Origin of the sequence: Priestia sp. AB, assembly GCF_028369225.1 — a bacterium.
In the GTDB taxonomy this organism is placed as follows: domain Bacteria; phylum Bacillota; class Bacilli; order Bacillales; family Bacillaceae_H; genus Priestia; species Priestia megaterium.
This window is the reverse complement of sequence record NZ_JAQMYN010000006.1, coordinates 84,425-108,897: the sequence shown is the minus strand read 5'-3', so window position 1 is coordinate 108,897 and position 24,473 is coordinate 84,425. Positions and strand designations below refer to the sequence as shown.

General features: G+C 38.1%; 26 protein-coding genes. 12 read left to right on the top strand and 14 right to left on the bottom strand.

The genetic code is table 11. The features are described from left to right. Positions 1–63: 63 nt before the first annotated feature. Both speB and speE read right to left on the bottom strand, forming a co-directional pair. Positions 64–942 (bottom strand): agmatinase, encoded by an 879-nt coding sequence (speB, locus tag POF52_RS18795; protein WP_013059842.1) that lies wholly within the window; start codon positions 940–942, stop codon positions 64–66. A gap of 75 nt (positions 943–1,017) precedes the next feature. After that, positions 1,018–1,845, bottom strand: coding sequence for a spermidine synthase (gene speE / locus POF52_RS18790; protein WP_013059843.1), 828 nt, complete (start codon positions 1,843–1,845; stop codon positions 1,018–1,020). 266 nt (positions 1,846–2,111) lie between these two features. Between speE and POF52_RS18785 the strand changes: the two genes are divergently transcribed. Continuing rightward, positions 2,112–4,178, top strand: a complete 2,067-nt coding sequence (locus POF52_RS18785) for a transglycosylase domain-containing protein (RefSeq protein ID WP_074896238.1) — start codon at positions 2,112–2,114, stop codon at positions 4,176–4,178. A gap of 38 nt (positions 4,179–4,216) precedes the next feature. Here POF52_RS18785 and POF52_RS18780 read toward each other — a convergent pair whose 3' ends face one another. Together POF52_RS18780 and POF52_RS18775 are read right to left on the bottom strand one after the other, a co-directional pair. Beyond that, the gene (locus POF52_RS18780) at positions 4,217–4,729 is read right to left on the bottom strand and encodes a YwhD family protein (RefSeq protein WP_013085495.1); all 513 of its coding nucleotides are present in this window, start codon (positions 4,727–4,729) and stop codon (positions 4,217–4,219) included. 19 nt (positions 4,730–4,748) lie between these two features. Beyond that, on the bottom strand, positions 4,749–5,393 hold the full coding sequence (locus POF52_RS18775) for a site-2 protease family protein (RefSeq protein ID WP_271994050.1): 645 nt from the start codon (positions 5,391–5,393) through the stop codon (positions 4,749–4,751). 274 nt (positions 5,394–5,667) lie between these two features. On the opposite strand from POF52_RS18775, the gene POF52_RS18770 reads away from it, so the two are divergent. After that, a complete protein-coding gene (locus POF52_RS18770; RefSeq protein ID WP_013085497.1) occupies positions 5,668–5,853 on the top strand; it encodes a 2-hydroxymuconate tautomerase in 186 nt (61 codons plus the stop codon). 46 nt (positions 5,854–5,899) lie between these two features. Here the strand turns inward: POF52_RS18770 and POF52_RS18765 are convergent, their stop codons facing one another. The 3 genes from POF52_RS18765 to POF52_RS18755 all read right to left on the bottom strand — a co-directional run bounded on the left by POF52_RS18765 (position 5,900) and on the right by POF52_RS18755 (position 8,158). Further along, positions 5,900–6,409 (bottom strand): YwgA family protein, encoded by a 510-nt coding sequence (locus POF52_RS18765; RefSeq protein WP_013085498.1) that lies wholly within the window; start codon positions 6,407–6,409, stop codon positions 5,900–5,902. A gap of 23 nt (positions 6,410–6,432) precedes the next feature. After that, positions 6,433–7,740 (bottom strand): HD domain-containing protein, encoded by a 1,308-nt coding sequence (locus tag POF52_RS18760; protein ID WP_013059849.1) that lies wholly within the window; start codon positions 7,738–7,740, stop codon positions 6,433–6,435. Positions 7,741–7,933: 193 nt separating this feature from the next. Next, on the bottom strand, positions 7,934–8,158 hold the full coding sequence (locus POF52_RS18755; RefSeq protein WP_013059850.1) for a DUF1450 domain-containing protein: 225 nt from the start codon (positions 8,156–8,158) through the stop codon (positions 7,934–7,936). 201 nt (positions 8,159–8,359) lie between these two features. Here POF52_RS18755 and POF52_RS18750 point away from each other — a divergent pair, with 201 nt between their 5' ends. Further along, a complete protein-coding gene (locus POF52_RS18750) occupies positions 8,360–9,034 on the top strand; it encodes an RsfA family transcriptional regulator (protein ID WP_271994046.1) in 675 nt (224 codons plus the stop codon). 128 nt (positions 9,035–9,162) lie between these two features. After that, positions 9,163–10,014: a lipoate--protein ligase family protein gene (locus POF52_RS18745; protein WP_271994044.1), complete on the top strand. Its 852-nt coding sequence runs from the start codon at positions 9,163–9,165 to the stop codon at positions 10,012–10,014. A gap of 32 nt (positions 10,015–10,046) precedes the next feature. Here the strand turns inward: POF52_RS18745 and pta are convergent, their stop codons facing one another. After that, on the bottom strand, positions 10,047–11,018 hold the full coding sequence (pta, locus tag POF52_RS18740; protein WP_013059853.1) for a phosphate acetyltransferase: 972 nt from the start codon (positions 11,016–11,018) through the stop codon (positions 10,047–10,049). A gap of 276 nt (positions 11,019–11,294) precedes the next feature. Between pta and hemQ the strand changes: the two genes are divergently transcribed. From hemQ to gerQ, 3 genes are all read left to right on the top strand, one after another. Further along, the gene (hemQ, locus tag POF52_RS18735) at positions 11,295–12,038 is read left to right on the top strand and encodes a hydrogen peroxide-dependent heme synthase (protein ID WP_013085502.1); all 744 of its coding nucleotides are present in this window, start codon (positions 11,295–11,297) and stop codon (positions 12,036–12,038) included. 179 nt (positions 12,039–12,217) lie between these two features. Continuing rightward, positions 12,218–12,640, top strand: coding sequence for a cell wall hydrolase (locus POF52_RS18730; protein ID WP_016765947.1), 423 nt, complete (start codon positions 12,218–12,220; stop codon positions 12,638–12,640). A 26-nt stretch (positions 12,641–12,666) separates the two neighbouring features. After that, positions 12,667–13,146 (top strand): spore coat protein GerQ, encoded by a 480-nt coding sequence (gerQ, locus tag POF52_RS18725; RefSeq protein WP_013059855.1) that lies wholly within the window; start codon positions 12,667–12,669, stop codon positions 13,144–13,146. A gap of 24 nt (positions 13,147–13,170) precedes the next feature. On the opposite strand, the gene POF52_RS18720 is transcribed toward gerQ, so the two are convergent. From POF52_RS18720 to POF52_RS18710, 3 genes are all read right to left on the bottom strand, one after another. Next, positions 13,171–13,542, bottom strand: a complete 372-nt coding sequence (locus POF52_RS18720) for a DUF423 domain-containing protein (RefSeq protein ID WP_013085504.1) — start codon at positions 13,540–13,542, stop codon at positions 13,171–13,173. Between the two features lie 15 nt (positions 13,543–13,557). Next, the gene (locus tag POF52_RS18715) at positions 13,558–13,863 is read right to left on the bottom strand and encodes a YwdI family protein (RefSeq protein ID WP_255323494.1); all 306 of its coding nucleotides are present in this window, start codon (positions 13,861–13,863) and stop codon (positions 13,558–13,560) included. Between the two features lie 115 nt (positions 13,864–13,978). Continuing rightward, entirely contained in the window at positions 13,979–14,653 is a 675-nt protein-coding gene (locus tag POF52_RS18710) for a uracil-DNA glycosylase (RefSeq protein ID WP_271994036.1), read from the bottom strand. Between the two features lie 177 nt (positions 14,654–14,830). On the opposite strand from POF52_RS18710, the gene POF52_RS18705 reads away from it, so the two are divergent. Continuing rightward, the gene (locus POF52_RS18705) at positions 14,831–15,277 is read left to right on the top strand and encodes a staygreen family protein (RefSeq protein ID WP_271994034.1); all 447 of its coding nucleotides are present in this window, start codon (positions 14,831–14,833) and stop codon (positions 15,275–15,277) included. A 305-nt stretch (positions 15,278–15,582) separates the two neighbouring features. Then, positions 15,583–17,085: a glucose-6-phosphate dehydrogenase gene (zwf, locus tag POF52_RS18700; RefSeq protein WP_013085508.1), complete on the top strand. Its 1,503-nt coding sequence runs from the start codon at positions 15,583–15,585 to the stop codon at positions 17,083–17,085. Between the two features lie 42 nt (positions 17,086–17,127). Here zwf and gndA read toward each other — a convergent pair whose 3' ends face one another. Continuing rightward, entirely contained in the window at positions 17,128–18,540 is a 1,413-nt protein-coding gene (gndA, locus tag POF52_RS18695; protein WP_271994029.1) for an NADP-dependent phosphogluconate dehydrogenase, read from the bottom strand. Positions 18,541–18,935: 395 nt separating this feature from the next. On the opposite strand from gndA, the gene POF52_RS18690 reads away from it, so the two are divergent. Both POF52_RS18690 and ald read left to right on the top strand, forming a co-directional pair. Beyond that, positions 18,936–20,171: a PucR family transcriptional regulator gene (locus POF52_RS18690; RefSeq protein WP_271994027.1), complete on the top strand. Its 1,236-nt coding sequence runs from the start codon at positions 18,936–18,938 to the stop codon at positions 20,169–20,171. Between the two features lie 252 nt (positions 20,172–20,423). Next, complete coding sequence (gene ald, locus POF52_RS18685) at positions 20,424–21,557, top strand: alanine dehydrogenase (protein ID WP_013059863.1); 1,134 nt, start codon at positions 20,424–20,426, stop codon at positions 21,555–21,557. 62 nt (positions 21,558–21,619) lie between these two features. Here the strand turns inward: ald and POF52_RS18680 are convergent, their stop codons facing one another. After that, positions 21,620–22,309 carry a hypothetical protein gene (locus tag POF52_RS18680; RefSeq protein ID WP_271994025.1) on the bottom strand — a complete coding sequence of 230 codons (690 nt, stop codon included), beginning with the start codon at positions 22,307–22,309 and terminating at the stop codon, positions 21,620–21,622. 364 nt (positions 22,310–22,673) lie between these two features. On the opposite strand from POF52_RS18680, the gene pdxK reads away from it, so the two are divergent. Further along, positions 22,674–23,498 carry a pyridoxine/pyridoxal/pyridoxamine kinase gene (pdxK, locus tag POF52_RS18675; RefSeq protein ID WP_057240039.1) on the top strand — a complete coding sequence of 275 codons (825 nt, stop codon included), beginning with the start codon at positions 22,674–22,676 and terminating at the stop codon, positions 23,496–23,498. Positions 23,499–23,531: 33 nt separating this feature from the next. On the opposite strand, the gene POF52_RS18670 is transcribed toward pdxK, so the two are convergent. Then, positions 23,532–24,401: a Cof-type HAD-IIB family hydrolase gene (locus tag POF52_RS18670; protein ID WP_057240041.1), complete on the bottom strand. Its 870-nt coding sequence runs from the start codon at positions 24,399–24,401 to the stop codon at positions 23,532–23,534. Positions 24,402–24,473: the final 72 nt, after the last annotated feature.

Below are 24,473 nucleotides of genomic sequence, written 5' to 3'. Positions count from 1 at the left end.
TACGTGACGCATTCACATATTCCAAATAAAAAAGGCAGCCACAGCGGCCGCCTTTTACTTTATTTATTTCTTTTGTACCCAGCCTAAGATCATTTCGCGAATAAGCTTGCTTGCTGTATTAGCTGTTTGTTCAGACGGATCATAAATTGGAGCTACTTCTACTAAATCTCCTCCGACAATGCGAAGATCTGATTTAGCAATTGCGTGAATAGAAGCTAAAAGCTCTTTTGATGTGATACCGCCCGCATCTACTGTTCCTGTACCAGGAGCGTGCGCTGGATCTAATACATCGATATCAATTGTTACATAAACAGGACGACCTGCAAGTGTTGGTAGAATCTCTTTTAACGGCTCTAGAACTTCAAATTTTGAAATATGCATGCCGTTTTCTTTTGCCCATTGAAATTCTTCTTTCATTCCTGAGCGAATACCAAATGAATAAACATTCTCCGGTCCGATTAGTTCTGCAACTTTACGAATCGGAGTGGAATGAGAAAGTGGTTCTCCTTCATACTCTTCACGAAGGTCTGTATGAGCATCCATATGGATAATGGCCAAATCCGGGTATTTTTTATACATAGCTTTCATAACAGGCCAAGAAACCAAATGCTCTCCGCCCATGCCTAATGGGAACTTGTCTGCTGCTAAAAGCTGGTCGATATACTCTTCAATCATATTTAAGCTGCGCTGAGGATTCCCAAATGGAAGTGGAATATCTCCTGCATCAAAATATTTTACTTCCTCTAGCTCTCGATCTAAATACGGGCTGTATTCTTCTAATCCAATTGATACTTCACGAATACGAGTTGGGCCAAATCGTGAACCTGGACGATAGCTAACTGTCCAGTCCATTGGCATTCCGTAAAGAACCGCTTCACTTTCTTCAAAAACAGGGTGACTGCCGATAAATACATTACCTGAATAAGCTTCATCAAAACGCATATTTTGTTCCTCCTTCATTATTCATAGAAAAGATGCCAGCCTTAAACCTCTGGCATCTCACTTGTATGTGCTAACTTATTTAATAAGATCTTGCACAAATTTAGGTAAAGCAAATGCGGCTTTGTGCAATTCTTTTGTGTAATACTTTGTATCAATATCGAAGAAACGATCTTCGCTTACTTCTAATGGATCATGTTTCTTTGAACCCATTGTAAATGTCCATAAACCGCTTGGATATGTTGGAATATTTGCTACGTATAGACGTGTAATCGGGAAGATTTCTCTTACATCACGCTGAACATTTGAGATAAGTTCTGGCGTGAACCAAGGATTGTCCGATTGAGCAACAAAGATACCATCTTCTTTAAGTGCTTTTGAGATACCTGCATAGAATCCTTTTGTAAATAAATTCACAGCTGGACCTACTGGCTCTGTTGAATCCACTAAAATGACATCGTATTCGTTCTCGCTTTTAGCGATGTGCATAAATCCGTCATCTACTTGTACATCAACACGAGGATCTTCTAGTTTGCCCGCAATTGAAGGTAAGAATTTTTTCGAGTACTCAATAACTTTTCCATCGATATCAACTAACGTCGCTTTTTTTACGCTTGGGTGTTTTAAGATTTCACGGATTACGCCTCCGTCTCCTCCACCTACAACTAGTACGTTTTCTGGATTTGGATGCGTAAATAACGGTACATGCGCAACCATTTCATGATAAACGAACTCATCTTTTTCCGTTGTCATAACCATACCGTCAAGTAGGAGCATGTTACCAAACTCTTCTGTTTCAACCATGTCTAATTTTTGAAACTCCGTTTGCTCTGTATGTAAAGTGCGATTAATTTTAGCTGTAATACCAAAGTTCTTTGTTTGCTTTTCTGTGAACCATAATTCCATTTCAAACTCTTCCCTTCTATTTTGAGAATTAACCTATGCATAGATTACCCTAACATAATTTATACAAACATGAAAAAAGTATAGATGAATTCAGCAAAAAAGCAAGTAAAATTTTTAGCAATGGAGGTTTAAAACCACCTTTTCTATTTCATACTGATGATAGATACAAGCTTTAGAATCTACTTGCACCGCTCTTTTAATAGAATTTTGTTGTGTTGAAAACAACATGTACGGTGCATAGTGACACATATTGGTGGTGAATAGAAATGGAAACGGTATTAACCGAACATTTAAAAAAGGCAAGACGCATCTTCCGAATTCTTCTCGTCCTTGGTATATTAGCGGGGGCTTTATTGTTGTTTGCCTACATAAGCATCTTTCTCTACGCCAAAATCGCTGGCCCCCCTCCGCTAAATGTTTCTCAAACAGCTGTTTTCTACTCAGCAAACGGTAAAGTTCTTGATGAAGTTCACAATGGACAAAAGCGCTACTGGGTTTCACTTAATCAAATTTCACCTTACGTAAAAGATGCGACTTTAGCCGTTGAAGATAAGCGTTTTTATGAGCATCACGGCTTTGATATGCATCGAATCGCCGGAGCAGTTGTAGCTGATATAAAAGCTATGGGGAAAGTACAGGGTGCGAGTACCATTACTCAGCAGTATGCACGAAACTTGTTTTTAGAGCACGACAAAACATGGACTCGAAAGCTTCAAGAAGCTCTCTATACGATTCGTTTAGAAATGAATTATAGTAAAGACCAAATTCTAGAAGGCTACATGAATACGATTTACTACGGCCATGGAGCTTATGGAATTGAAGCGGCAGCTAGGCTGTATTTTGATAAGCATGCCAAAAATTTGACATTAAGTGAAGCGAGTATGTTAGCAGGTATTCCAAAAGGCCCTAGCTACTACTCTCCTCTTATTCATCAAGAAAATGCAAAAAAACGACAAAATATCATTTTATCTCTTATGAAAGAGGATGGAATTATCACAGCCAAGCAAGCAACAAAAGCGCTTGTAACACCTCTAGCATTCGCAAAGCCTGCCGAAAAAGATCCTAATAAAGAAGATGCTTCTTACTTTATGGATGCAGCGCTAGCAGAATTAAAGCAAGATTTAGGCATTGACGAAACCATGATTTATACAAATGGACTTCGCGTTTATACAACGCTGGATGAAAAGATGCAGCGAACGGCAGAAGAAAAAATGAAAGATGTTATCAGCAGCTCTTCAGACGTACAAAGTGCATTTGTTGCGATGAATCCTAAAAATGGACAAGTGAAAGCTCTTATTGGTGGAAGAAATTATGAAAAGAGCCCGTTTAATCGCGCTACTCAAGCAATAAGACAGCCTGGCTCAACGATGAAGCCATTTTTATACTATGCGGCGTTAAAAGATGGTTTTACTGAATCCACTCCAATGAAAAGTGAAGAAACGACGTTCAAATTAGAAGATGGTGTTTCGACATACACACCTAGTAACTATCACAACTATTATGCAGATGCTCCTATTACAATGGCTCAAGCCATCGCACTTTCAGACAACATTTATGCGGTAAAAACGCATTTGTTCATTGGGGAAAACCGCTTGATCGAAACCGCTAAAACACTTGGTATATCATCACCTTTAAAGAAAGTTCCATCTTTAGCTCTTGGAACTTCACCTGTCAAAGTCATTGATATGGTTAATGCGTACGGCATCTTTGCTAATGGCGGAAAAGAAATTCGTCCAACATTTATTAAACGAATTGAAACCCATGATGGAGAAGTTGTTTATCAAGCTCCTTCTGAACGGAAACAAGTCATTGATAAACGCTATGCTTTTCTTACTACCCATTTAATGACAGGCATGTTTAATCAAAAGCTAAATGGCTATACAACCGTCACAGGAAAGCCTATTTCTAAATATGTATCTCGTCCTTACGCGGGAAAATCCGGCACAACCTCTACGGACAGCTGGATGATTGGCTACTCTCCTCAGCTCGTTTCAGGCGTTTGGGTTGGATATGATCAAGGAAGGACAATGGATGATGTAGCTGAAAAAGGATACGCAAAAAAAATGTGGGCGCTATTTATGGAAGATGCTTTAAAAGGAAAGAAAAAAGAAAAGTTTAAAGCACCAAATGGATTAATGAGCGTAAACATTAATCCTCAAAATGGAAAGTTAGCATCCAAATCATGCCCTGTTCAATATAAAGCTTATTATTTAACTGGAACACAGCCGAAAACATATTGTACTGACCACATCGATCATGCAGCAAAAACGAAGAAAAAACAGCATGAAGCAGAGAATAAAAAGTTTCATTGGCTACCAAAATGGTTTGATTAAAAAAAGCTTAAGGCCAAGGCCTTAAGCTTTTTTTAGCATTACGATGTTTGAAGCGCTTCTTTTAAGTCATCATTAGATAACGTCCAGATTTCTTCATTATGAGACTTCAAAAACTCGCGAAGCAAAGCCTTAGACTTGTTATCCATCTCTTCTACCATAATGCGTCGTTTTAAAGATTTATCCATTTTGTTCACATGTTCAGGAAGTGACTTATAGCCGCGGCGAATTTCACGATCAACGGTCATTTCACATGCTGTCATACCTGCGTAGTAAGGTCCTTCTTGCTTACGATCAATCGTTACCCATACAAGCCAATATAACTTGCCATTTGGCACCTCGTCTTTATTCGGTAAGAACTTAATTCCTTTTTCTACTACACTTCTTGCATGCATCGCACCGATATCCACAAATACTTCTTCGTCGCTCGGACAAACAAAAACGGGTGAAATGTTTTCTAAACTTAACGCTCCAACTCCGTAGCCACCGTGGCCGTCGGTTGAATCGTCTTTTATGATATTAAATCCTATACTTTTCTTTTTTGGCTGAGTCATAGTAAGCCTCCTCTATTCATTAAATCAGTGGTGCTAATATCTGCTGAAAGATATTCATAACAAACGTTGCTGCTCCGTTTAGAAGCGGCCAGATCATAATTCGATCCAGAGGTGTAATCACAAGAATCAAAAATACAAAAATACCCCAAGACTCATACTGCGTCATTTTAGCTCGCGTAGACGGCGGAACGAGGTCTTCAATCACGCGGTAGCCGTCTAAAGGCGGAAAAGGCAACAAGTTAAATACACCTAGTGTTAGGTTTATTTGAATAAATAATGTAACAAAACGATAAAGCGCATCGTTGTCCACTGCGGCATTATTCATCAAATAGTAAATAAGCAAGCCGATAAATGCCAACACCAAGTTGCTAAACGGTCCCGCTATCGATACTAGAATACCAGCTAAACGAGGCTTTTTAAAGAAATAGCGATTAACAGGAACCGGCTTCGCCCACCCAAAACCTGCGATAATTAACAAAAGCGTTCCAAATGGATCTAAATGAGCCAGCGGAGAAAGCGTTAGCCTTCCTTGCTTTTTAGCCGTGTGGTCTCCAAATAAATAAGCTACATACGCATGTGCAAACTCATGCAGTGTGAATGCAACAATAAGGGTCATCACCACGTAAGGAAGGTCTTGCAATGAAAAAGCTAAAAAATGTTCCACTCTTTATCTCCTTTATTTTAAAATAATTTCTACACATCATATCTACTAGATAAAACGTTTGCTTACGCTAAAAAGGATACAAGGCTTCTTGAATATGGCCTCAAAGGTCTCAAAAACCAGACATGGGCTCCCTTTGGCCACACCTGGTTTTCTGCATCGATGTTATGATAAAAGTATACTACAGATTATGACCTGCATCACTACCTCATACTGTCATTTTATTCAGAAAACGGGTACACTAATCATATACTGACCAAAAAGGAGTGTACACATTATGCCAGTTGTAACTGTTAAGATGCTTGAGGGGCGTACAGATGATCAAAAAAGAGCTCTTGTTGAAAAAGTAACGGATGCTGTTGTAGAAACAACAGGTGCATCACCTGAAAAAGTATCCATTATCATCGAAGAAATGTCTAAAAACCATTACGCTGTAGCGGGCAAGCGCATGAGCGATCAATAACGCCTACATAAAAAAGATGCCATAGGAGTTGACCTATGGCATCTTTTTAATGCACAGACAGAGTTGCCTGAAGTTTTTCAATATATTCGTATGCTTCTGCAATGTCTTCTTCTGTATAATTTTGCTTACGCTTTAACGTAAACACTTTTTCTTTTACTTCTTCTTTAGGTAAATTATCAAAATATAAAATCGTAGAGACGAGCTCCAAAAATTTAGAGCTTTGTTCGTTCATATCCTTCATACATTCCTGCAAGTGTGGAAGCTCTAAGTCATAGTGACTTAAAAATCCTTCTCCCGCTTCTGTTAATACGTAGCGATACTGCATATACCCGCCTTTTTTCTCTTTAATTTCACTTAAAAAGCCTAAGTTACACAGCTCTTCAATTCGAAGCGTTAATTCCTCAGAATAAGGTCCAAAAAAGTGAAAATTATACTTTTCATAAAAAGGAAACTTCAGTTTTTTTCCGATAAATATCATCTTTTGTAACTTTTTTCTGCCAACAACTTCTCCCGCCGCGGAAAATACTTTCACAATCTTTGCGTGATCGTTTAACACAGCCCCTTCAACTCCTATACTATTTAACTCTGATCTCCTTTTAGTAAGTTTATAATCTGATCTTTAACTTTTCGCTTAGACGACAATTGATCAATGAGATCTTGTGGAAAATATAATTTATGATCGGTTCTCTTTTTCCCTGAAATTGCTTCAACAATCTCCGACTGACGTGATAATTCACGCACTTCATTATTTGGCATCAACAGATGAATCGGCAAACGTTCTTCCTCTTCACCCGGTCGATAAAAATCGTATGGTAAGTCGCTTGAAGAATCGACGACTAAATAATAATCTGGGTTAATGCCCGCTTTTTTAAAAAGTGTTGTAAGCTCCATCCACATTTTCATTTGTGAATTTGGATTAAACTCAATGTATTTAAAAAGCTGACGATTCATAAATCTTCGGCATAGATCAGATAAAATTTCATCCTCTTCTTCTTCCCATGCTTGAAAATAAAATAAAATAACAGATTCATCTAATTTCAAATACTCTTTTAGCGATATTTCTTCTTCAAAAATCGAATAAAAATGAGTGGGCTCCTGCTTGAACTCATAGTAATGATGATGGAGCTCTTTCGCACGATGTAAAATTTTTGTCAAAATAACTTCAGCACTTCTCGTAACAGGATGAAAATACACTTGCCAGTACATTTGATAGCGGCTCATAATATAATCTTCAACCGCATGCATACCGCTGTGTTTAATCACGGCTTGGTCTTCCCGAGGACGCATAACACGAAGAATTCGTTCCATATCAAAGTGACCGTAGCTTACTCCTGTGTAATAAGCGTCACGCTGCAAATAATCCATGCGATCTGCATCAATTTGACTGGAAATTAAACTAACGACAAGCTTATTTTCATATGTTTTCGCGATTACTTCGGCCACTTTTTTAGGAAAATCCTTTCCTACTTTCGTCAACACTTGATTTACCTCTGTGTCACCTACGATAATGGCTTGTGTAAATTCTTCATGATCTAAGTGGAAAACCTTCTCAAACGAATGTGAAAACGGACCGTGACCTAAATCGTGCAGTAAAGCAGCACAAAGACAAAGAAGACGCTCATCTTCATTCCATTCAGGGCGTCCTTGAAAGCCGTCATCAATAATACGGCGCACAATTTCATAAACACCTAAGGAATGACTAAAACGGCTGTGCTCAGCCCCATGAAACGTTAAGTATGTCGTTCCTAGCTGTCTAATACGACGCAGCCTTTGAAATTCGGCTGTCCCAATTAGCTCCCAAATAACACGATCTCTTACATGGATATAGCGGTGAACAGGATCTTTAAATACTTTTTCTTCACTGAGTTTTTCATTAGGATATGTCATTTACATACCTCTCTATCTTCACTTTGTTGTTGCTATAATTTTTCGACACTCACTTCCTATTTTCCTATTCAGAATAAAAAATCACCTTGTCAAGCAACCAAGGTGATTTACCTAACAAACAAGGCGATTCTGTTTGTAAGAAGCTCGTTCGACAAATAAGTAGCAGAAAAGCAGCTATTTATTGTTTCACTATCTATTTTTTTACTTTTTTCTCAATCTTCTCGATTAGTTCATCCTCTGTTGGCGCTGCTACAGGACGGTTATTTACAAATGCAAATGACTTTTTACGTCCGGGCCCACAGTAAGACTGGCAACCGATTTGTACTTCAGCTTGTTCATCTATTTTTTTAAGTCGAGGTAACAACGTTTTGACGTTTGTTGCCTGACAATCATCACAAATTCTAAATTCATTTGCCATGTTGACACAATCCTTTCAAAATTGGTTCATCATTTTGTCTAAGGGGTATTTTACCCCTATTTGAAGTCCGATGCAAGTTAAAGAAAGAAGCAAAATCTATCATACTCCTAGAAGAAATGGTATAAAGTATGGATTTTTTGTACATGATGATACTACAAAACATGATTACTATGAGTCATGGAAAATAGAGGAGTGAACAAAGTGAAAGATAGACAAGATGCTTGGACAGAAGAAAACGACTTATTATTAGCTGAAACAGTATTGCGCCATGTCCGCGAAGGAAGTACGCAGCTGAATGCGTTTGAAGAAGTTGGAGATGAATTAAATCGAACGTCAGCAGCATGTGGATTCAGATGGAATGCTGTGGTACGCCATCAATATGAAAAAGCACTGCAGCTAGCTAAAAAACAGCGAAAACAGCGCATGCGTGCACTTGGACAAGAGCAAGGCAAAAAGAAATTATTATATACGCCACCAGCATCTGTAGAGCATGTGGAACAAATGATGTCTGCACCTACAGCAACATATAGCTTATCTGAAACACAAGTAGAAAAAAGCAGCAGTGAAGAGCTTTCAATGGCTGACGTTATTCGCTTTTTGCAAACAATGCCAAATCAAGCGAGCAATTTACAGGCATTGCAAAGCGAAAACAAACGCTTGGTGCAAGAAAATGCAGAGCTAGCTAAGAAAAACACAGAGTTGGAAAAACAAATCAAACATCTCGAAGCAAATGCTACTACTATTCAAGAAGACTATGAAACATTAATGCAAATCATGAACCGTGCGCGGAAGTTAGCTCTATTTGATGAAGAAGAACGTTCTTCTACTACGTTTAAAATGGATCGTAACGGAAATCTTGAGAAAATGGCTGAATAAGCTATACGAACGAAGAAAGAGAGATGCCAAACTTGGCTCTTCTTTCTTCTTTTTCTATTTTACAGACAATGATATGACGCCTTTATGCTATAATATGTTCGTTTACTGTTTATAAAGGGGTTTGAGATATGCAGCAGAATAGTTTAAAACTTTTAGCACAGCCCGCTTGGCGTATTATTGATCAATCCAGTCTAGGTCCTCATTTTGATGCCCGTCATTCTTTTGCCATCGATGACACGCTTTGTACAACGGTTGGAAGAGGTGAATCTCCAGCTGTCATGCGCTCATGGGTTCATCACGATACGATTGTATTAGGCATTCAAGATACAAAGCTACCTCACCTAGCTGAAGGTGCAGCTTATTTACATGAACAAGGGTATAAAACAATCGTCCGCAATTCAGGCGGCCTCGCTGTCGTACTTGATCAGGATGTTCTAAACATTTCTTTAATTTTTCCAGATGCCGAAAAAGGAATTGATATTGATCGTGGCTATGAAGCCATGTTTGATTTGATTAAGATCATGTTTGCATCTTACGGTACCGCAATTGAAGCGAAGGAAATCGTAGGCTCCTATTGCCCCGGCAGCTTTGATTTAAGCATTCGTAATCAAAAGTTTGCAGGCATTTCACAGCGACGCGTTCGCGGCGGAGTGGCTGTACAAATTTACTTATGCGTTAACGGAAGCGGCTCTAAACGCGCTTCTCTCATTCGAGAGTTTTACAAAAAAGGGCTCCAAAACACGGAAACTAAATTTTCATACCCAGATATCCAGCCCCATACAATGGCTTCTCTATCTGAGCTATTACAGATTGATTTAACCGTTTCTGATGTCATGCTGCTTTTATTGCAAACACTAAATAGCATGAGCTCTTCTCTTGTAAATATGCCTTTAAATGCTACCGAACAAGAGCTGTTTGAGACGCAGCTGCAGCGCATGTATGACCGCAACGGAAAAGCATTGGGTTCATTAGCTGAATAAAAAAACTCCGCCCTAGGACGGAGTTTTTTTTATTAAAGTGCTTGAGCTGCTGTGATTAAAGCAAGCTTGTACACATCTTCTTCGTTACAACCGCGAGATAGATCGTTTACCGGTTTGTTTAGACCTTGTAAGATTGGACCTACTGCTTCGAAGTTTCCTAAGCGCTGTGCAATTTTGTAACCAATGTTACCTGCTTCAAGACTTGGGAATACAAATACATTTGCATCTCCTTTGATCACTGAACCTGGTGCTTTCTTTTCAGCTACAGAAGGAACAAATGCTGCATCGAATTGGAATTCGCCGTCTAATGTTACGCTTGGTGCTAATTCTTTTGCAATTTCTACTGCGTTTGCTACCTTTTCTGTTTCCGGAGATTTTGCTGATCCTTTTGTTGAGAAGCTTAGCATAGCAACACGAGGATCGATATCGAACATTTCAGCTGTACGAGCACTTTCGATAGCAATTTCAGCTAAATCTTGGCTGTCAGGTGAAATATTGATTGCACAGTCAGCAAATACGTATTTTTGGTCGCCGCGAACCATGATAAATACGCCAGATGTTTTCTTAACACCTTGTCTTGTTTTGATAATTTGTAGAGCAGGTCGCACTGTGTCTGCTGTAGAATGAGCAGCTCCGCTTACAAGACCGTCAGCTTTGTTCATGTGAACAAGCATTGTGCCAAAATAATTTTCATCTAATAAAATTTTGCGAGCATCTTCTTCTGTTGCCTTGCCTTTACGACGCTCAACAAATGCTGCAACCATTTCATCAAATTCAGAGTAGCTTTGAGGATCCAAAACCTCAACACCGTCTAATTTTACGTTTAGTTCTGCTGCTTTTGATGCTACAGCGTCTTTATTTCCAACAACGATAGGCTTTAAGATATTGTCGGCAGCTAAACGAGAAACAGCACCTAATACGCGCTCATCTAATCCCTCTGGGAATACGATTGATACATCGCTAGCTGATACTTTTTGTTTTAAACCTGTAAATAAATCACTCAAAGTAAATCCTCCTCGATATGTAAAAAACTTTTCTCATAATAGGATACTCCACTTTTTTTAAAAATCAAAGGCATGTCCTTCAAGAATCCATGATTACGAAAAAGTCTTTTAATTCTTAATTTTCCGCTAACACCTAAAATAAAACCTGTTTTTACTTTGTGACAATTGTTTAAAGTTTAGTCACAAAATCACAGGTTTTTCATTCCAGATCTTCGGACAAACTATGATATAGTAGAATTGGAATTTATCATAATCGGACAATAGGAGTGAAACGAAATGGCAGAAGCAGCACAAACATTAGACGGTTGGTATGCACTTCATGATTTCCGTTCAATCGATTGGGGCGCTTGGAAGCAGTTATCAAGCGATGATCGTCAAGCGGCTATCCATGAATTTTTAGGATTGATTGAGAAATGGAAAGGAACTGAAGCTGAGCAGCAAGGCAGTCATGCTTTATATACTGTTGTCGGTCAAAAAGCAGATTTTATGCTAATGCTTGTTCGTCCTACTATGGAAGAACTAAATGAAATTGAAACAGAATTTAATAAAACAAAGCTTGCTGAGTTTACCATTCCTACTTATTCATATGTATCAGTAGTTGAATTAAGCAACTACTTACCTGCCGGTGAGGATCCTTATGAAAATCCTCAAATCCAAGCTAGACTATATCCAACTTTACCAAAAGCTAGTCATGTTTGCTTTTATCCAATGGATAAACGTCGTCAAGGAAATGACAATTGGTACATGCTTCCTATGGAAGAACGACGCAGCTTAATGCGCAGTCATGGAATGATTGGACGTCAATACGCTGGAAAAGTAAAGCAAATCATCACGGGTTCTGTTGGTTTTGATGATTACGAGTGGGGCGTTACTCTTTTTGCAGATGACGTACTTCAATTTAAAAAATTAGTATACGAAATGCGTTTTGACGAAGTAAGTGCTCGCTACGGGGAATTTGGAAGCTTCTTTGTCGGAAATTTATTAAAAGAAGAAGCTATTGCACGCTTTTTACACGTTTAAACTAAGCCGCAAAAGCGTTCATCTCTTTTGTAACGCCTAGAGCAATGAACATCAATGAGCTTCACCTGTAAAAAACCTGTTTCCAAGTGGAAACAGGTTTTTTATTTTCTAGCCATGGCATATTCGCACTGAAAGGACCATATATATACAACAGTGTCACAAGTAAGCGAGGTGGGATAATGGCAGTCGTTGCACACAACGAAGAAGATGTTAAGCTCCTAGCCAGACTCATTCGAGCTGAAGCTGAAAGTGAAGGAAAACAAGGGATGTTACTGGTAGGAAATGTAGGCGTGAACCGCGCTAAAGCTCCCTGTTTGGATTTTAGAAATATAAGAACCATTCGTCAGATGGTGTTTCAAAACCCAGGCGGATTTGAAGCAACTCAAAAAGGCTACTTTTACCAGCGTGCCCGCCAGTCTGAAATTACACTTGCACGACGTGTATTAAGAGGGGAACGTTTTAACCCCGCGGAAAACTCACTGTGGTTTTTCAAGCCCAGCGGCGACTGTCCTGCTCAATGGTATAACCAAAATAACACAGGACGATTTAAATCTCACTGTTTCTTTGCACCAACTCAAGCTGATTGTCCAGGAGTTTACTAATTTCTTTTTGTTTGAAGGAGGTTCCTATGAAAAAACCAAAGTCTAATCAACCGCAACAGCAATATATGCAAAATCCGTATATGAGTCCAAACTACCCTTATTATATGCCTCAGCCGCAGCAGCCCCAACCAGGAGGCCAGCAGGTTCAAGGGCAAAGCCAAGGAGGTCCGCCCCCTACCTCTTCTGGAGGCAGTGGTGCACCCCAAGACCCAAATCAACTGCCCATTGAAGAATCATATATTGAAAATATTTTACGTTTAAATCGAGGAAAAATAGCGACTGTATATATGACGTTTGAAAATAATACGCAGTGGAACGCGAAGGTCTTTAGAGGAGAAATTGAAGCAGCCGGACGCGATCATATCATTTTAAGTGATCCGCAAACTGGCACCCGTTATTTACTGCTTATGGTTTATCTCGATTACATTACTTTTGAGGGTCCAATCAAATATAATTATCCGTTTAGCGGTGGAGGCCAGCAGTTGAGCAATTATTCTCCGCGTTAAAAAAACCCCTTTTCAGGGGTTTTTTTATAGCCATTTTACAGCTGCAACAACAATTAAAATCCAAGCCACAATAAACGCTACTCCACCTAGCGGAGTAATTGCGCCGAGAACTTTAATGCCGGACGTACTTAATACATAAAGACTGCCTGAAAACAGCACAATCCCTGCGAACATAATCCAGCCCGAAGCTGTTAACAAAGAAGACTGAGGAAATTTGTTTAATAGAAACGCAATGACAAACAGCCCCATTGCATGGAACATCTGGTACTGCACTCCTGTTTTCCATACCTCTAAATACTTCTCTGAGATTTTCCCTTCTAACCCGTGTGCTCCAAAAGCACCAAGAGCAACCGCTAACATCGCATTGATTGCACCGATTATTAAAAATAGTTTCATTTTTTTCTCCTCACTTTAGAAATCAAACAAACTATCGCCGTTTGCATCATCTGATTTCAATTTCGTTCCCTCAAAATTAGGTTTGGATGACTGAATAATCTGTTGGTGCATAATCTCAGGCGATTGCATAATTTCCGGTGAAGACATTACAACAGGTTTTGAAACCGAGATAGGTTTCGATACTGGAACCTCTTCATTTTGATCTAATGCAAGCTCACACAGTGCTTTTATGGCAACCAATTGATCTCGAACGTTCCCACTATTCGAATGGTGCTTTGCTTTTTGTACTTCTGCACTAATTTTATCAAGGAGCTGCGCCATTTTTATATCCATGTAGACACCTCATCTTACATTCAATATGACTTTATACAGCTATTTTATCAAAAGATGAAATAGGAGGCTATGTCTGAAGCTAATCTTCATGAAATGCTCACTTTTACACATCATCAATTTGCCAATCGATGGATTGACGTCCGTTTTGGAGCAAAAACTCATTTGCTCGTTGAAAATGATTATTGCCAAAAAATCCTCGATTAGCTGAAAATGGGCTAGGATGCGGGCTTTCCAAAATTAAATGATGGGAATGATGAATGAGCTCTTTTTTAGCTTGTGCATGTTTGCCCCACAGCAAAAACACGACGGGCTCCTCTTTTTGTGCCACTAATTCAATAATGCGGTCGGTCAGCTGTTCCCATCCTTTTCCTTTGTGAGAATTCGCTTCTCCTTTTCTAACTGTTAAAACAGTGTTAAGCAAAAGAACACCTTGTTCTGCCCATTTGACTAAATAACCGTTATTCGGAATGTGATAATCCATTTCATTTTTCAGCTCTTTGTAAATATTCACTAAAGAAGGCGGCGTTTTTACTCCTGGTTGAACAGAGAAGCTCAGTCCATGCGCTTGATTTGGTCCATGATAAGGATCTTGTCCTAATATGACAACTTTTACATTTTTATAATCCGTATAGTGTAAAGCGTTAAAAATATCATATTTATCAGGGTAAATAGTGTGGTGATTATATTCATCCACTAAGAATTCTCGAAGCTGTATGTAATAGTCTTTTTGAAATTCTTCTTCTAATAAAGGAGCCCAGTCATTTTTTAAAATACTCATTGCTTATCACCTCATAATAATCTTTTTTGTTATTTTATCGTAAACTCTGCCCCCTGCTCAAACGTTGCCTGCTTTAAATATACTGAGAGCCTGGGCATATTTTAATATTGTCATGTTCAATGAAACTTTGTATACACTTATAAAGAGTGTATTTTTATATTAAAGGAGGGATTCCATATGATCATTAGCAATCCCCACCAAATAGACGTAACCTACAGCCTGGGTGTTACACCCGTTGAACCGATGATACCAAGAAAATACACCGTTTTCCCAGGTCAACACACTTCTGTTCCTTCCATTCAAATCGGCATTGAATTTGCCTACGATCATATGCAAAAAGAGCGGAACGAATATTTAGCATCCTTCGTCTTTGATAAAGGTTTTTATTCCCTTACTGTGTATTATTACATCGGTGCGCATACATCAACAAATAAAACCATTACACGCTACCTTCACTTTTTAGAACAGCTCCCTGTCATTCTATCGTCCATCTATCACGCTGATGCTTCTTTTTTCGAAAAACATCCAATTTTAATGCACTGTCCTATTTTTATCATTGCCGATAGCCCTGAGCTGCCATTTTCAACAAAAAAATCTATCGGTTCTCTGTATCAATATAAATAAATGAGAAAAGCTACTGTTAAAATAACGGTAGCTTTTTCTCCGTATTCGAAACAAAATACTTTTAAACTTGTTAAAAACATGGAATAATAACTACAAATTGTTTTAATCTATTTGCGTTAACCCTTTAAAATCGTTACAATTTATTAGTAGTTCTATACATAAAGGAAAAGGTAAACAAGCAATCATTCGTTTGTTTATAAAGGCCGGGTTTAACGGGCAATGAATCCCCAGATTTCATTTAAGTGTTGTCTGTTAAAGCGGAAAAAAATTGAACGTAACTACGACAAAGTGAGGTCCTAGAAGTAATGACAAATGTACAACCAAAATCCATTATCGTAATTTTTGGCGCTACAGGTGATTTAGCAAAACGTAAGTTATTCCCCTCTATTTTCCGCTTATATAAAGCGAACAAACTATCGGAAGATTTCGCTGTTGTTGGTGTCGCAAGAAGACCTTGGACTAATGACGAATTACGCGAAAATGTAAAAAAATCAGTGAGCAGTTTCAAAAACAGTGACGCTGACATTGAAAAGTTTGCTTCACATTTTTATTACCAACCGTTTGACGTAACAGATGTCGCTTCTTATCAAGAATTAAAAAGCCTAACAGAAAGCCTTGATGAGCAATACAACGTGCCTGGAAATCGTATTTTCTATCTAGCAATGGCACCTGAATTCTTCGGAACAATTGCTTCGAATTTAAAAAATGAAGGTTTAACACAAACAGAAGGCTGGAGTCGCCTAGTCATTGAAAAGCCGTTTGGTCATGATTATCCTTCTGCTAAAGAATTAAATGAACAAATTCGCCATGCATTTAAGGAAGATCAAATTTATCGTATTGACCACTACCTCGGTAAAGAAATGGTGCAAAATATCGAAGTTATCCGTTTTGCAAATGCTCTATTTGAACCGATGTGGAACAATCAATACATTTCAAACATCCAAATTACGTCTAGCGAGACGCTTGGTGTAGAAGACCGTGGCCGTTACTATGAATCTTCAGGTGCCCTTCGAGATATGGTGCAAAACCATATGCTTCAAATGGTGGCATTGCTTGCAATGGAGCCGCCGATTAAATTAACACCGGAAGAAATTCGCAGTGAAAAAGTAAAAGTACTGCGTGCTCTTCGCTCTTTATCAGTGGATGAAGTAGATGATTATTTTGTACGAGGCCAATACGGCAAAGGTGTACTTGAAGGAGAAGAAGTGATCGGCTACCGCGAAGGAAATTCGGTTGATCCTGAGTCTAATACCGCTACGTTTGTATCTGGTAAGCTTATGATTGATAACTTCAGATGGGCTGGCGTACCGATTTATATCCGTACAGGTAAACGCATGAAAGAAAAAGCAACGACAATTGTTGTACAGTTCAAAGACTTACCAATGAACCTGTACTTCAATAAAGATAAAGAAATTCATCCAAACTTGCTTGTCATTCATATCCAACCGGAAGAAGGCATTACGCTTCACTTAAACGCGCGTAAAACGCCAGGTGCCACATCATCCACACCGATTAACTTGAACTATTGCAATAACTGTGGAGATAAAATGAATACACCGGAAGCTTATGAGCGCCTTATTTATGATTGCATGCTTGGAGATGCGACGAACTTTACTCATTGGGATGAAGTAGCCCTTTCTTGGAAATTTGTTGATACCATTTCAGAAGCATGGGAAAGCACAAAAGCACAAAACTTCCCGAACTACGAATCAGGTTCCATGGGACCAAAAGAATCAGACGCATTGCTTGCTGAAGACGGTTTCCACTGGTGGCCAGTCGGAGAAGACAACTTCTCACCTAAAGAGTAAATAAAAAAAGCAGCTGTAGTATACAGCTGCTTTTCTTGTTTTTTATTTTAACCACTCAGTATGGAATACGCCCTCTTTATCAACACGTTGATATGTGTGAGCTCCGAAGTAGTCACGTTGCGCTTGTAAAAGGTTCGCTGGTAACGTTTCTGTACGGTAGCTGTCATAGTAAGCTAATGCACTTGAGAAACTTGGTACAGGAATACCTTGTTTAACGGCAATTGAAATAACTTCACGAAGAGCGGACTGATAGCCTTCTACGATATCCTTGAAGTATGGGTCTAATAATAAGTTTGTTAGATCTGCATCGCGATCATAAGCTTCTTTAATTTTTTGTAAGAATTGTGCACGGATGATACAACCACCACGGAAGATCATTGCAATATCACCGTACTGTAAATTCCATTCATATTCTTCAGAAGCTGCTTTCATTTGAGCAAACCCTTGCGCATATGAACAAATTTTACTCATGTACAATGCTTTACGGATTGCTTCTACTAATTCGGTTTTATCACCTTCAAATGCAGCTGCATTTGGACCGCTCAATACTTTGCTTGCTTTTACACGTTCTTCTTTCATAGCTGAAATAAAGCGCGCAAATACAGATTCCGTAATGATTGGTAGTGGTACACCTAAATCAAGCGCACTTTGGCTTGTCCATTTACCTGTACCCTTTTGACCTGCAGTGTCTAAAATAACGTCTACAAGTGCTTTACCTGTTTCTTCATCTTTTTTCGTAAAGATATCAGCTGTGATTTCAATTAAGTAGCTATCTAGCTCGCCTTTATTCCATTCAGCAAATACTTCATGTAGTTCATCTGTTTCTAAACCTAATACGTTTTTCATAATGAAGTATGCTTCACAAATTAACTGCATATCGCCGTACTCGATGCCGTTATGAACCATTTTTACGTAGTGACCTGCACCATTTGGTCCAATGTATGTGCAGCAATCATCGCCTTCAACTTTCGCTGAAATAGCTGTTAAGATTGGTTTTACAAGTTCATATGCTTCTTTTTGTCCGCCAGGCATGATTGAAGGTCCTTTTAATGCGCCTTCTTCTCCGCCAGATACGCCTGTACCGATGAAATGGATACCTAATTCTTCTAGCTCTTTGTTACGACGAATTGTATCCTGGAAGAATGTATTTCCGCCATCGATTAAAATGTCGCCTTTTTCTAAGTATGGTTTTAACGAATCAATTGTTGCATCTGTAGCAGCACCAGCTTTAACCATTAATAAAATTTTACGCGGTTTTTCAAGAGAATTAATAAACTCTTCCACACTGTATGTACCTGCAAAATTTTTACCTTCTGCTTCTGTTTTTAGGAACTCTTCTGTCTTTTCAGGAGAGCGGTTATAAACTGAAACAGAATAGCCTCTGCTCTCAATGTTTAGCGCCAAGTTTTTCCCCATAACCGCTAAACCGATAACACCGATTTGTTGTTTTGCCATGTTAAATTCTTCCCTTCATGTGTAATATGAATTGGTCAACCTAATCGTAACTGAACATATCATAAAGAAAGTTACAGATTCAAGTTCGATATAACCATAATCATACGTTTTATTATACACATTTGAAAAGAATCATGCTCACCGAACATTGATTATTTTGAAGAAAATTTCGATAAAATAAGCGAAATGAACGCAGTTACTAATCATCCGTACATTCTTAACTACCTTTAGACGCATTTTAACATTTTCTTAAACAATTACTTTTGTTAAAATATTAAGCAGTTAATCATTTCAATGAATTGATGATCAACACGGTTGTTACCGTTTTACTATATTTATTGTAGCTAAAAAGCTGTACTAGTACTTATTTTGTTTTATGAAGAGGGATTTTATATATGACGAAACCAATCAAAGATCCGTTCAAGGAAAATTTTGATACGCTTGAAGAATTCGCTGATCGCATTAGCGAAGTATTGAACTGTCCTATTACCATTGAAGATGCTAATCATCGCTTATTAGCTTATAGCACCCATGACGAAAGAACGGACCAGGCGCGTATTGCCACGATTATTGGAAGAAGAGTTCCGGAAAAGGTCATCAACAACTTATGGAAAGAAGGCATTATTCCTAAACTGCTTGAGACAAATGAACCTGTGCGTGTGAAAAATATAAATGAAATTGGGCTTGGAGATCGTATAGCTATTTCCATCTGGAAAAATGAAGAAGTTCTAGGATTCATCTGGGCTGTTGAAATTGAGAAAGCCTTAGGCGACGAAGAAGTAGAGCTATTAAAAAAAGCTGCGAATGTATTAAAAAATAAATTGCTACAGCTTCAAATTCGAAAGTATAAACGAGAGGAACGTTCACAGGAATTTTTCTGGAAACTATTAACTGGTCACATTAAGTCTCGCCAAGAAATTTCAGAAGCGTTTTATGAAGCTCAAATTACAGCTCCATCAACGTTTTCCATTGCTATCTTCCGCTTCCAAGAGGATATTACGCCTGAAGCTGAACGTCAAATCTCGTATATGCTAAAAACGATGCATCGCTTAAAAATCGTTCTTTATACGATTGATTGCAATGACTTAATCTTACTGCTTTCTTTGGATGCGGTTGAAAACCCTCTTGATGAACAGCGAGATTTTGTAGACTATTTTAGAGGCAATATGTATGAACGCTTTGATGTTACTCAAATTAAAGCCAGCTGCAGCAGTATTTATTCATCGCACGATCATATCGAAAAAAGCTATAAAGAAGCCTTGAACGTATTAGATATGAAAAGCAAGTTTCCAGAAGAAACGAAAGAGATTATTAACTATCAGGAATTAGGTATTTATCAATTTCTTGATGTTATTTTAGAGAAGCGCGTGCACGATCAATTTGAAAACCATTCTTTAAAGAAGCTAACTGATTACGATCTTCGTCATAATAGCAATTTGGTGGAGACTCTCGAAGTATTTTTAAATAATGATAATAACATTAACGAAGCAGCAAAAGAATTAAATGTGCATATGAATACACTTAGCTATCGATTAAAGCGAATTTCAGAGATTGGTGATATTAACTTAAAGGACGTTAATCAAAAAATGACTCTTTATATTGATATTAAGTTAATGAAATATAAAAAATAACAGATGATGTGACTTTTTTTAACACTGAGCTATTCATTTATTTTCTAATAAACGAATAGCTCTTTTTTTCACTTTTTATTTCTTTATGATGTTAGATTACCTTACACAAAAATTAAAAATTCTGATAAGTAAGCGGTTACATTTGTGTGTTTAAACAAAAACCACTTCTTCAATTCTTCTTTCTAGACAAAGAAATTTCATAAAACTTTCTTTATACTAAAGGTACACAAACGACCAAGGGGGAAATTAATCATGATTATTGGCGTACCAAAAGAAATCAAAAACAACGAAAACCGAGTAGCGATTACACCAGCAGGCGTAGCATCATTTGTTGGTACAGGTCATCGTGTATTAATTGAAAATGAAGCGGGTATTGGAAGTAACTTCACAAACGAAGATTATGTAAAGGCTGGAGCTGAAATTGTTGAGACAGCAGCTGACGTTTGGGCACAAGCTGAAATGGTTATGAAAGTAAAAGAACCACTAGCAAGTGAATACGGCTATTTTAGACCAGGTCTTATCTTATTCACATACCTTCACTTAGCAGCTGAACCAGCACTAGCAAAAGCATTAAAAGATAGCGGCGTAACAGCCATTGCTTATGAAACAGTAGCAGTAAATCGTACATTGCCTCTATTAACGCCTATGAGCGAAGTAGCAGGACGTATGGCTGCTCAAATCGGTGCACAATTCCTTCAAAAATCAAACGGTGGAAAAGGAATTTTACTAGCGGGTGTTCCTGGAGTTAGCCGCGGAAAAGTAACGATTATCGGAGGCGGCGGTGTTGGTACAAATGCTGCAAAAATCGCAATCGGTCTCGGTGCTGATGTAACAATTATTGATTTAAGTCCTGAACGCTTACGTCAATTAGACGATATCTTTGGCAACCAAATCAATACGCTAGTGTCAAACCCTTATAATATTGCGGATGCAGTAGCAGAGTCAGATTTAGTGATTGGCGCAGTATTAATCCCAGGTGCAAAAGCTCCAAAACTAGTAACAGAAGAAATGGTGAAAACAATGAAGCCAGGTTCTGTTATTGTTGACGTAGCAATCGACCAAGGTGGTATCGTTGAAACAATCGACCACATTACAACACACGATCAGCCGACTTATGAAAAGCACGGCGTTGTACACTATGCAGTTGCAAACATGCCGGGAGCAGTTCCTCGCACATCAACAATTGCTTTAACAAACGTAACCGTACCTTACGCACTTCAAATTGCTTCTAAAGGTGTTCACAAAGCAATCGCTCAAAACGAAGCGTTAAAATTAGGAGTGAACGTTGCAAACGGAGCCATTACGTACGAAGCAGTTGCACATGATTTAGGTTATGATTATGTATCAGTAGACGTAGCTCTTGAAAAAGAATTAGCTTCTATCTAATAAATAGTGAAAAACGTCCTTAACCCGCTGTTAAGGGCGTTTTTATTTTGCATGAACAACAATTAGTTATAAAAAACACGACTATTTAAAGCTTTGTGTATCTGTTCACTGGTAATCTCCGGTACTATTGGCCAGAATTCAGGAGTAGGAAACATAAGGTTACTAGGCGTTCTATTATGATTTCCATCTAGTTCATGAAAAGGTTCTGGATCATCCGTCTCGTTAAAACGATTCGTAATAAACATAAAATGACCCAATTCATGTGCGAGAAGATACTCATCTGTACTTGCATTTGTCATAATAATAAGCGGAAAAGAATTATAAGTTACAGCGAGAGTAGATGAATAATCAAAATTAACAGGCCCAAATCTATTTCCATTCATGTAAAATACATATACATCAGCATTTTGACAAACTTTTCGGCCAGTTTTAAGCATTGCTTGTACCATTGTAAGATGACTAGACCCTCCAATTGGAAAATTTTCCGCATTACTAACAATGCCACTGATGTTTTCCAAAAAAACAACTGAACGTGTAATAGTAAATGTAACACCTTGGATTAATCGGTTTTTCTCATATTGTTTCCATATTTTATTAGCAGCTGCTATGTCTCTTTTTACACGATTGGGAACTATAGACTGATTATCTGTGGAGTTTCTATCAACTTTAGCTCCTGGTAATACAATTATACAAACATTTAAAGTGCCTGCCTTAACAGTTCTGAAGTGATCGTTTGTTAAATTTGAATTCATATAATAATCTTTGTGGTTTTTTTTGCGAGGTTGTGATTTGTTGAAAGAATACGAATCGTCTTTATAACTGTCATGATTAGAATGTTTTTTTATGTGAATCACCCTTTCTTAAGTTTCTCTTTATTTTATTCATGAAAAGAAAGAGTGCTTGTACCATAAGGTAAAAGAGGCTAAGACAAAAGTATACACTTAGGATTCATACAGTTTTTAGAAATTGAATATCTACATTAAAAGCGATAAAATAAAAGAAAAAGTGAAAAGTGAATGGAAGAAATTTATCTAAAACACATTGGGCAGCTAAAAACCGACCGGTGGAAGTTTTACTCTATTTTCTCTATGACCTTAAAATACGGGAGGATTTTTTATGACAATGAATAAAGCATTAACCATTGCGGGTTCTGACAGCAGCGGCGGAGCTGGCATTCAAGCGGATTTAAAAACATTCCAAGAACTGGGTGTTTACGGAATGACAGCTTTAACAACAATTGTAACAATGGATCCCGATAACAGCTGGTCTCATAACGTATTTCCGCAAGAAGTTTCAACTGTTGAACAGCAGTTGAAAACAATTGTAAAAGGCGTAGGCGTACAAGCTCTAAAAACAGGTATGCTTGGCTCAGTGGAAATTATTGAACTAGCCGCAAAAACAATTAAAGAATATGGTTTAAAAAATGTCGTAGTAGATCCTGTGATGGTATGTAAAGGAGAAGACGAAGCGCTTCACCCGGAAACAACTGTCAGCTTGCGTGATGTACTAGTTCCAAAAGCAACAGTCGTAACCCCTAATTTATTTGAAGCTAGTCAATTAAGCGGACTTGGTCCTATCAAAACGGTGGATAAAATGAAAGAAGCAGCCGTCAAGATTTTTGACCTTGGTGCCGAATATGTATTGATTAAAGGCGGAAGTAAATTGGCGCATGAAAAAGCAATTGATTTGCTTTATGATGGAAAAACGTTTGAGATCTTAGAGTCTGAACGTATTGAAACAACATTTACGCACGGTGCTGGATGCACATACTCAGCTGCGATTGCTGCTGAATTGGCAAAAGGCAGTGACGTCAAACAAGCTATTTATACAGCAAAAGAATTTATTACAGAAGCAATTCGTCATTCATTTGCTTTAAATCAATATGTTGGACCGACAAACCACGGTGCATACCGTCGTAACAAGGCGAAAGTAACAAACTAAAAAGCATGCCTTTAGGCATGCTTTTTAGTTTGCTTATTGTTTAACTGTTTCAAGCGCATTTAAAATAGCTTGAGCTACGCCGTGCTCGTCATTTGTTCCTGTTACGATATGGGCAAACTCTTTAATTTCTTGAGGGGCATTCCCCATCGCTACAGCACGTCCAACTCGCTGAAACATCGATACGTCGTTATAATTGTCTCCAATGGCCATCGTTTCCTCTAAAGAAATATGGCGTTCTTGAACAAATGATGTAACTGCAATTCCTTTTTGAGCACTTTCATCATTTATTTCAATATTTTCTTTACCAGATGCACTGACTGCAATCGAATCTAACTTCACAAGTTCTATTTTTGCCTGTTCTAACTTTTCTTCGTCAAAAGAGAAAGCAAGCAGCTTATAAATGTCCTTGTTTGGATCTTGAAACAACGCTTCATACTCTTCAATAAGCTTTACTCTGCCGCTATTGAAACGCTCTTTTGCCGCTTCTAACGATTTTTCATAATTATCTTTTAAGCTAGCGCTTAAATAAATATCCATTAATACCGACAAAGCTTTTTCATAGTCATTTGAATACGTACCTTCACTTGTATAGACTTCAAAGTACAACTGAAACTTTTTAAAAATATCCTCTACTTCGCGAATAGATTCCATCGTCATACCTACTGAATATTGTTTTTCCCCTTGTGGATTCCGAAGCTCTGCTCCGTTTGCACAAATTAAATATGTATGAAGCCCTGCTTCTTCTAAAACATAACGGGCCTCTTCATAAGAACGTCCCGTAGCAACAACAACTTCCACCCCTGCCTTTTGAGCTGTCTTAATCGCTTGGGCATTTTCTTTACTTACAACTTGTTCACTATTTACTAAAGTTCCATCCATATCGATCGCAATACATTTAATCATGATGTACCCCTTCCTATGTATCTTTGCTCTCTTATTTTATTCTAGCATATGTTTTTTTGCACTTTGCTACTT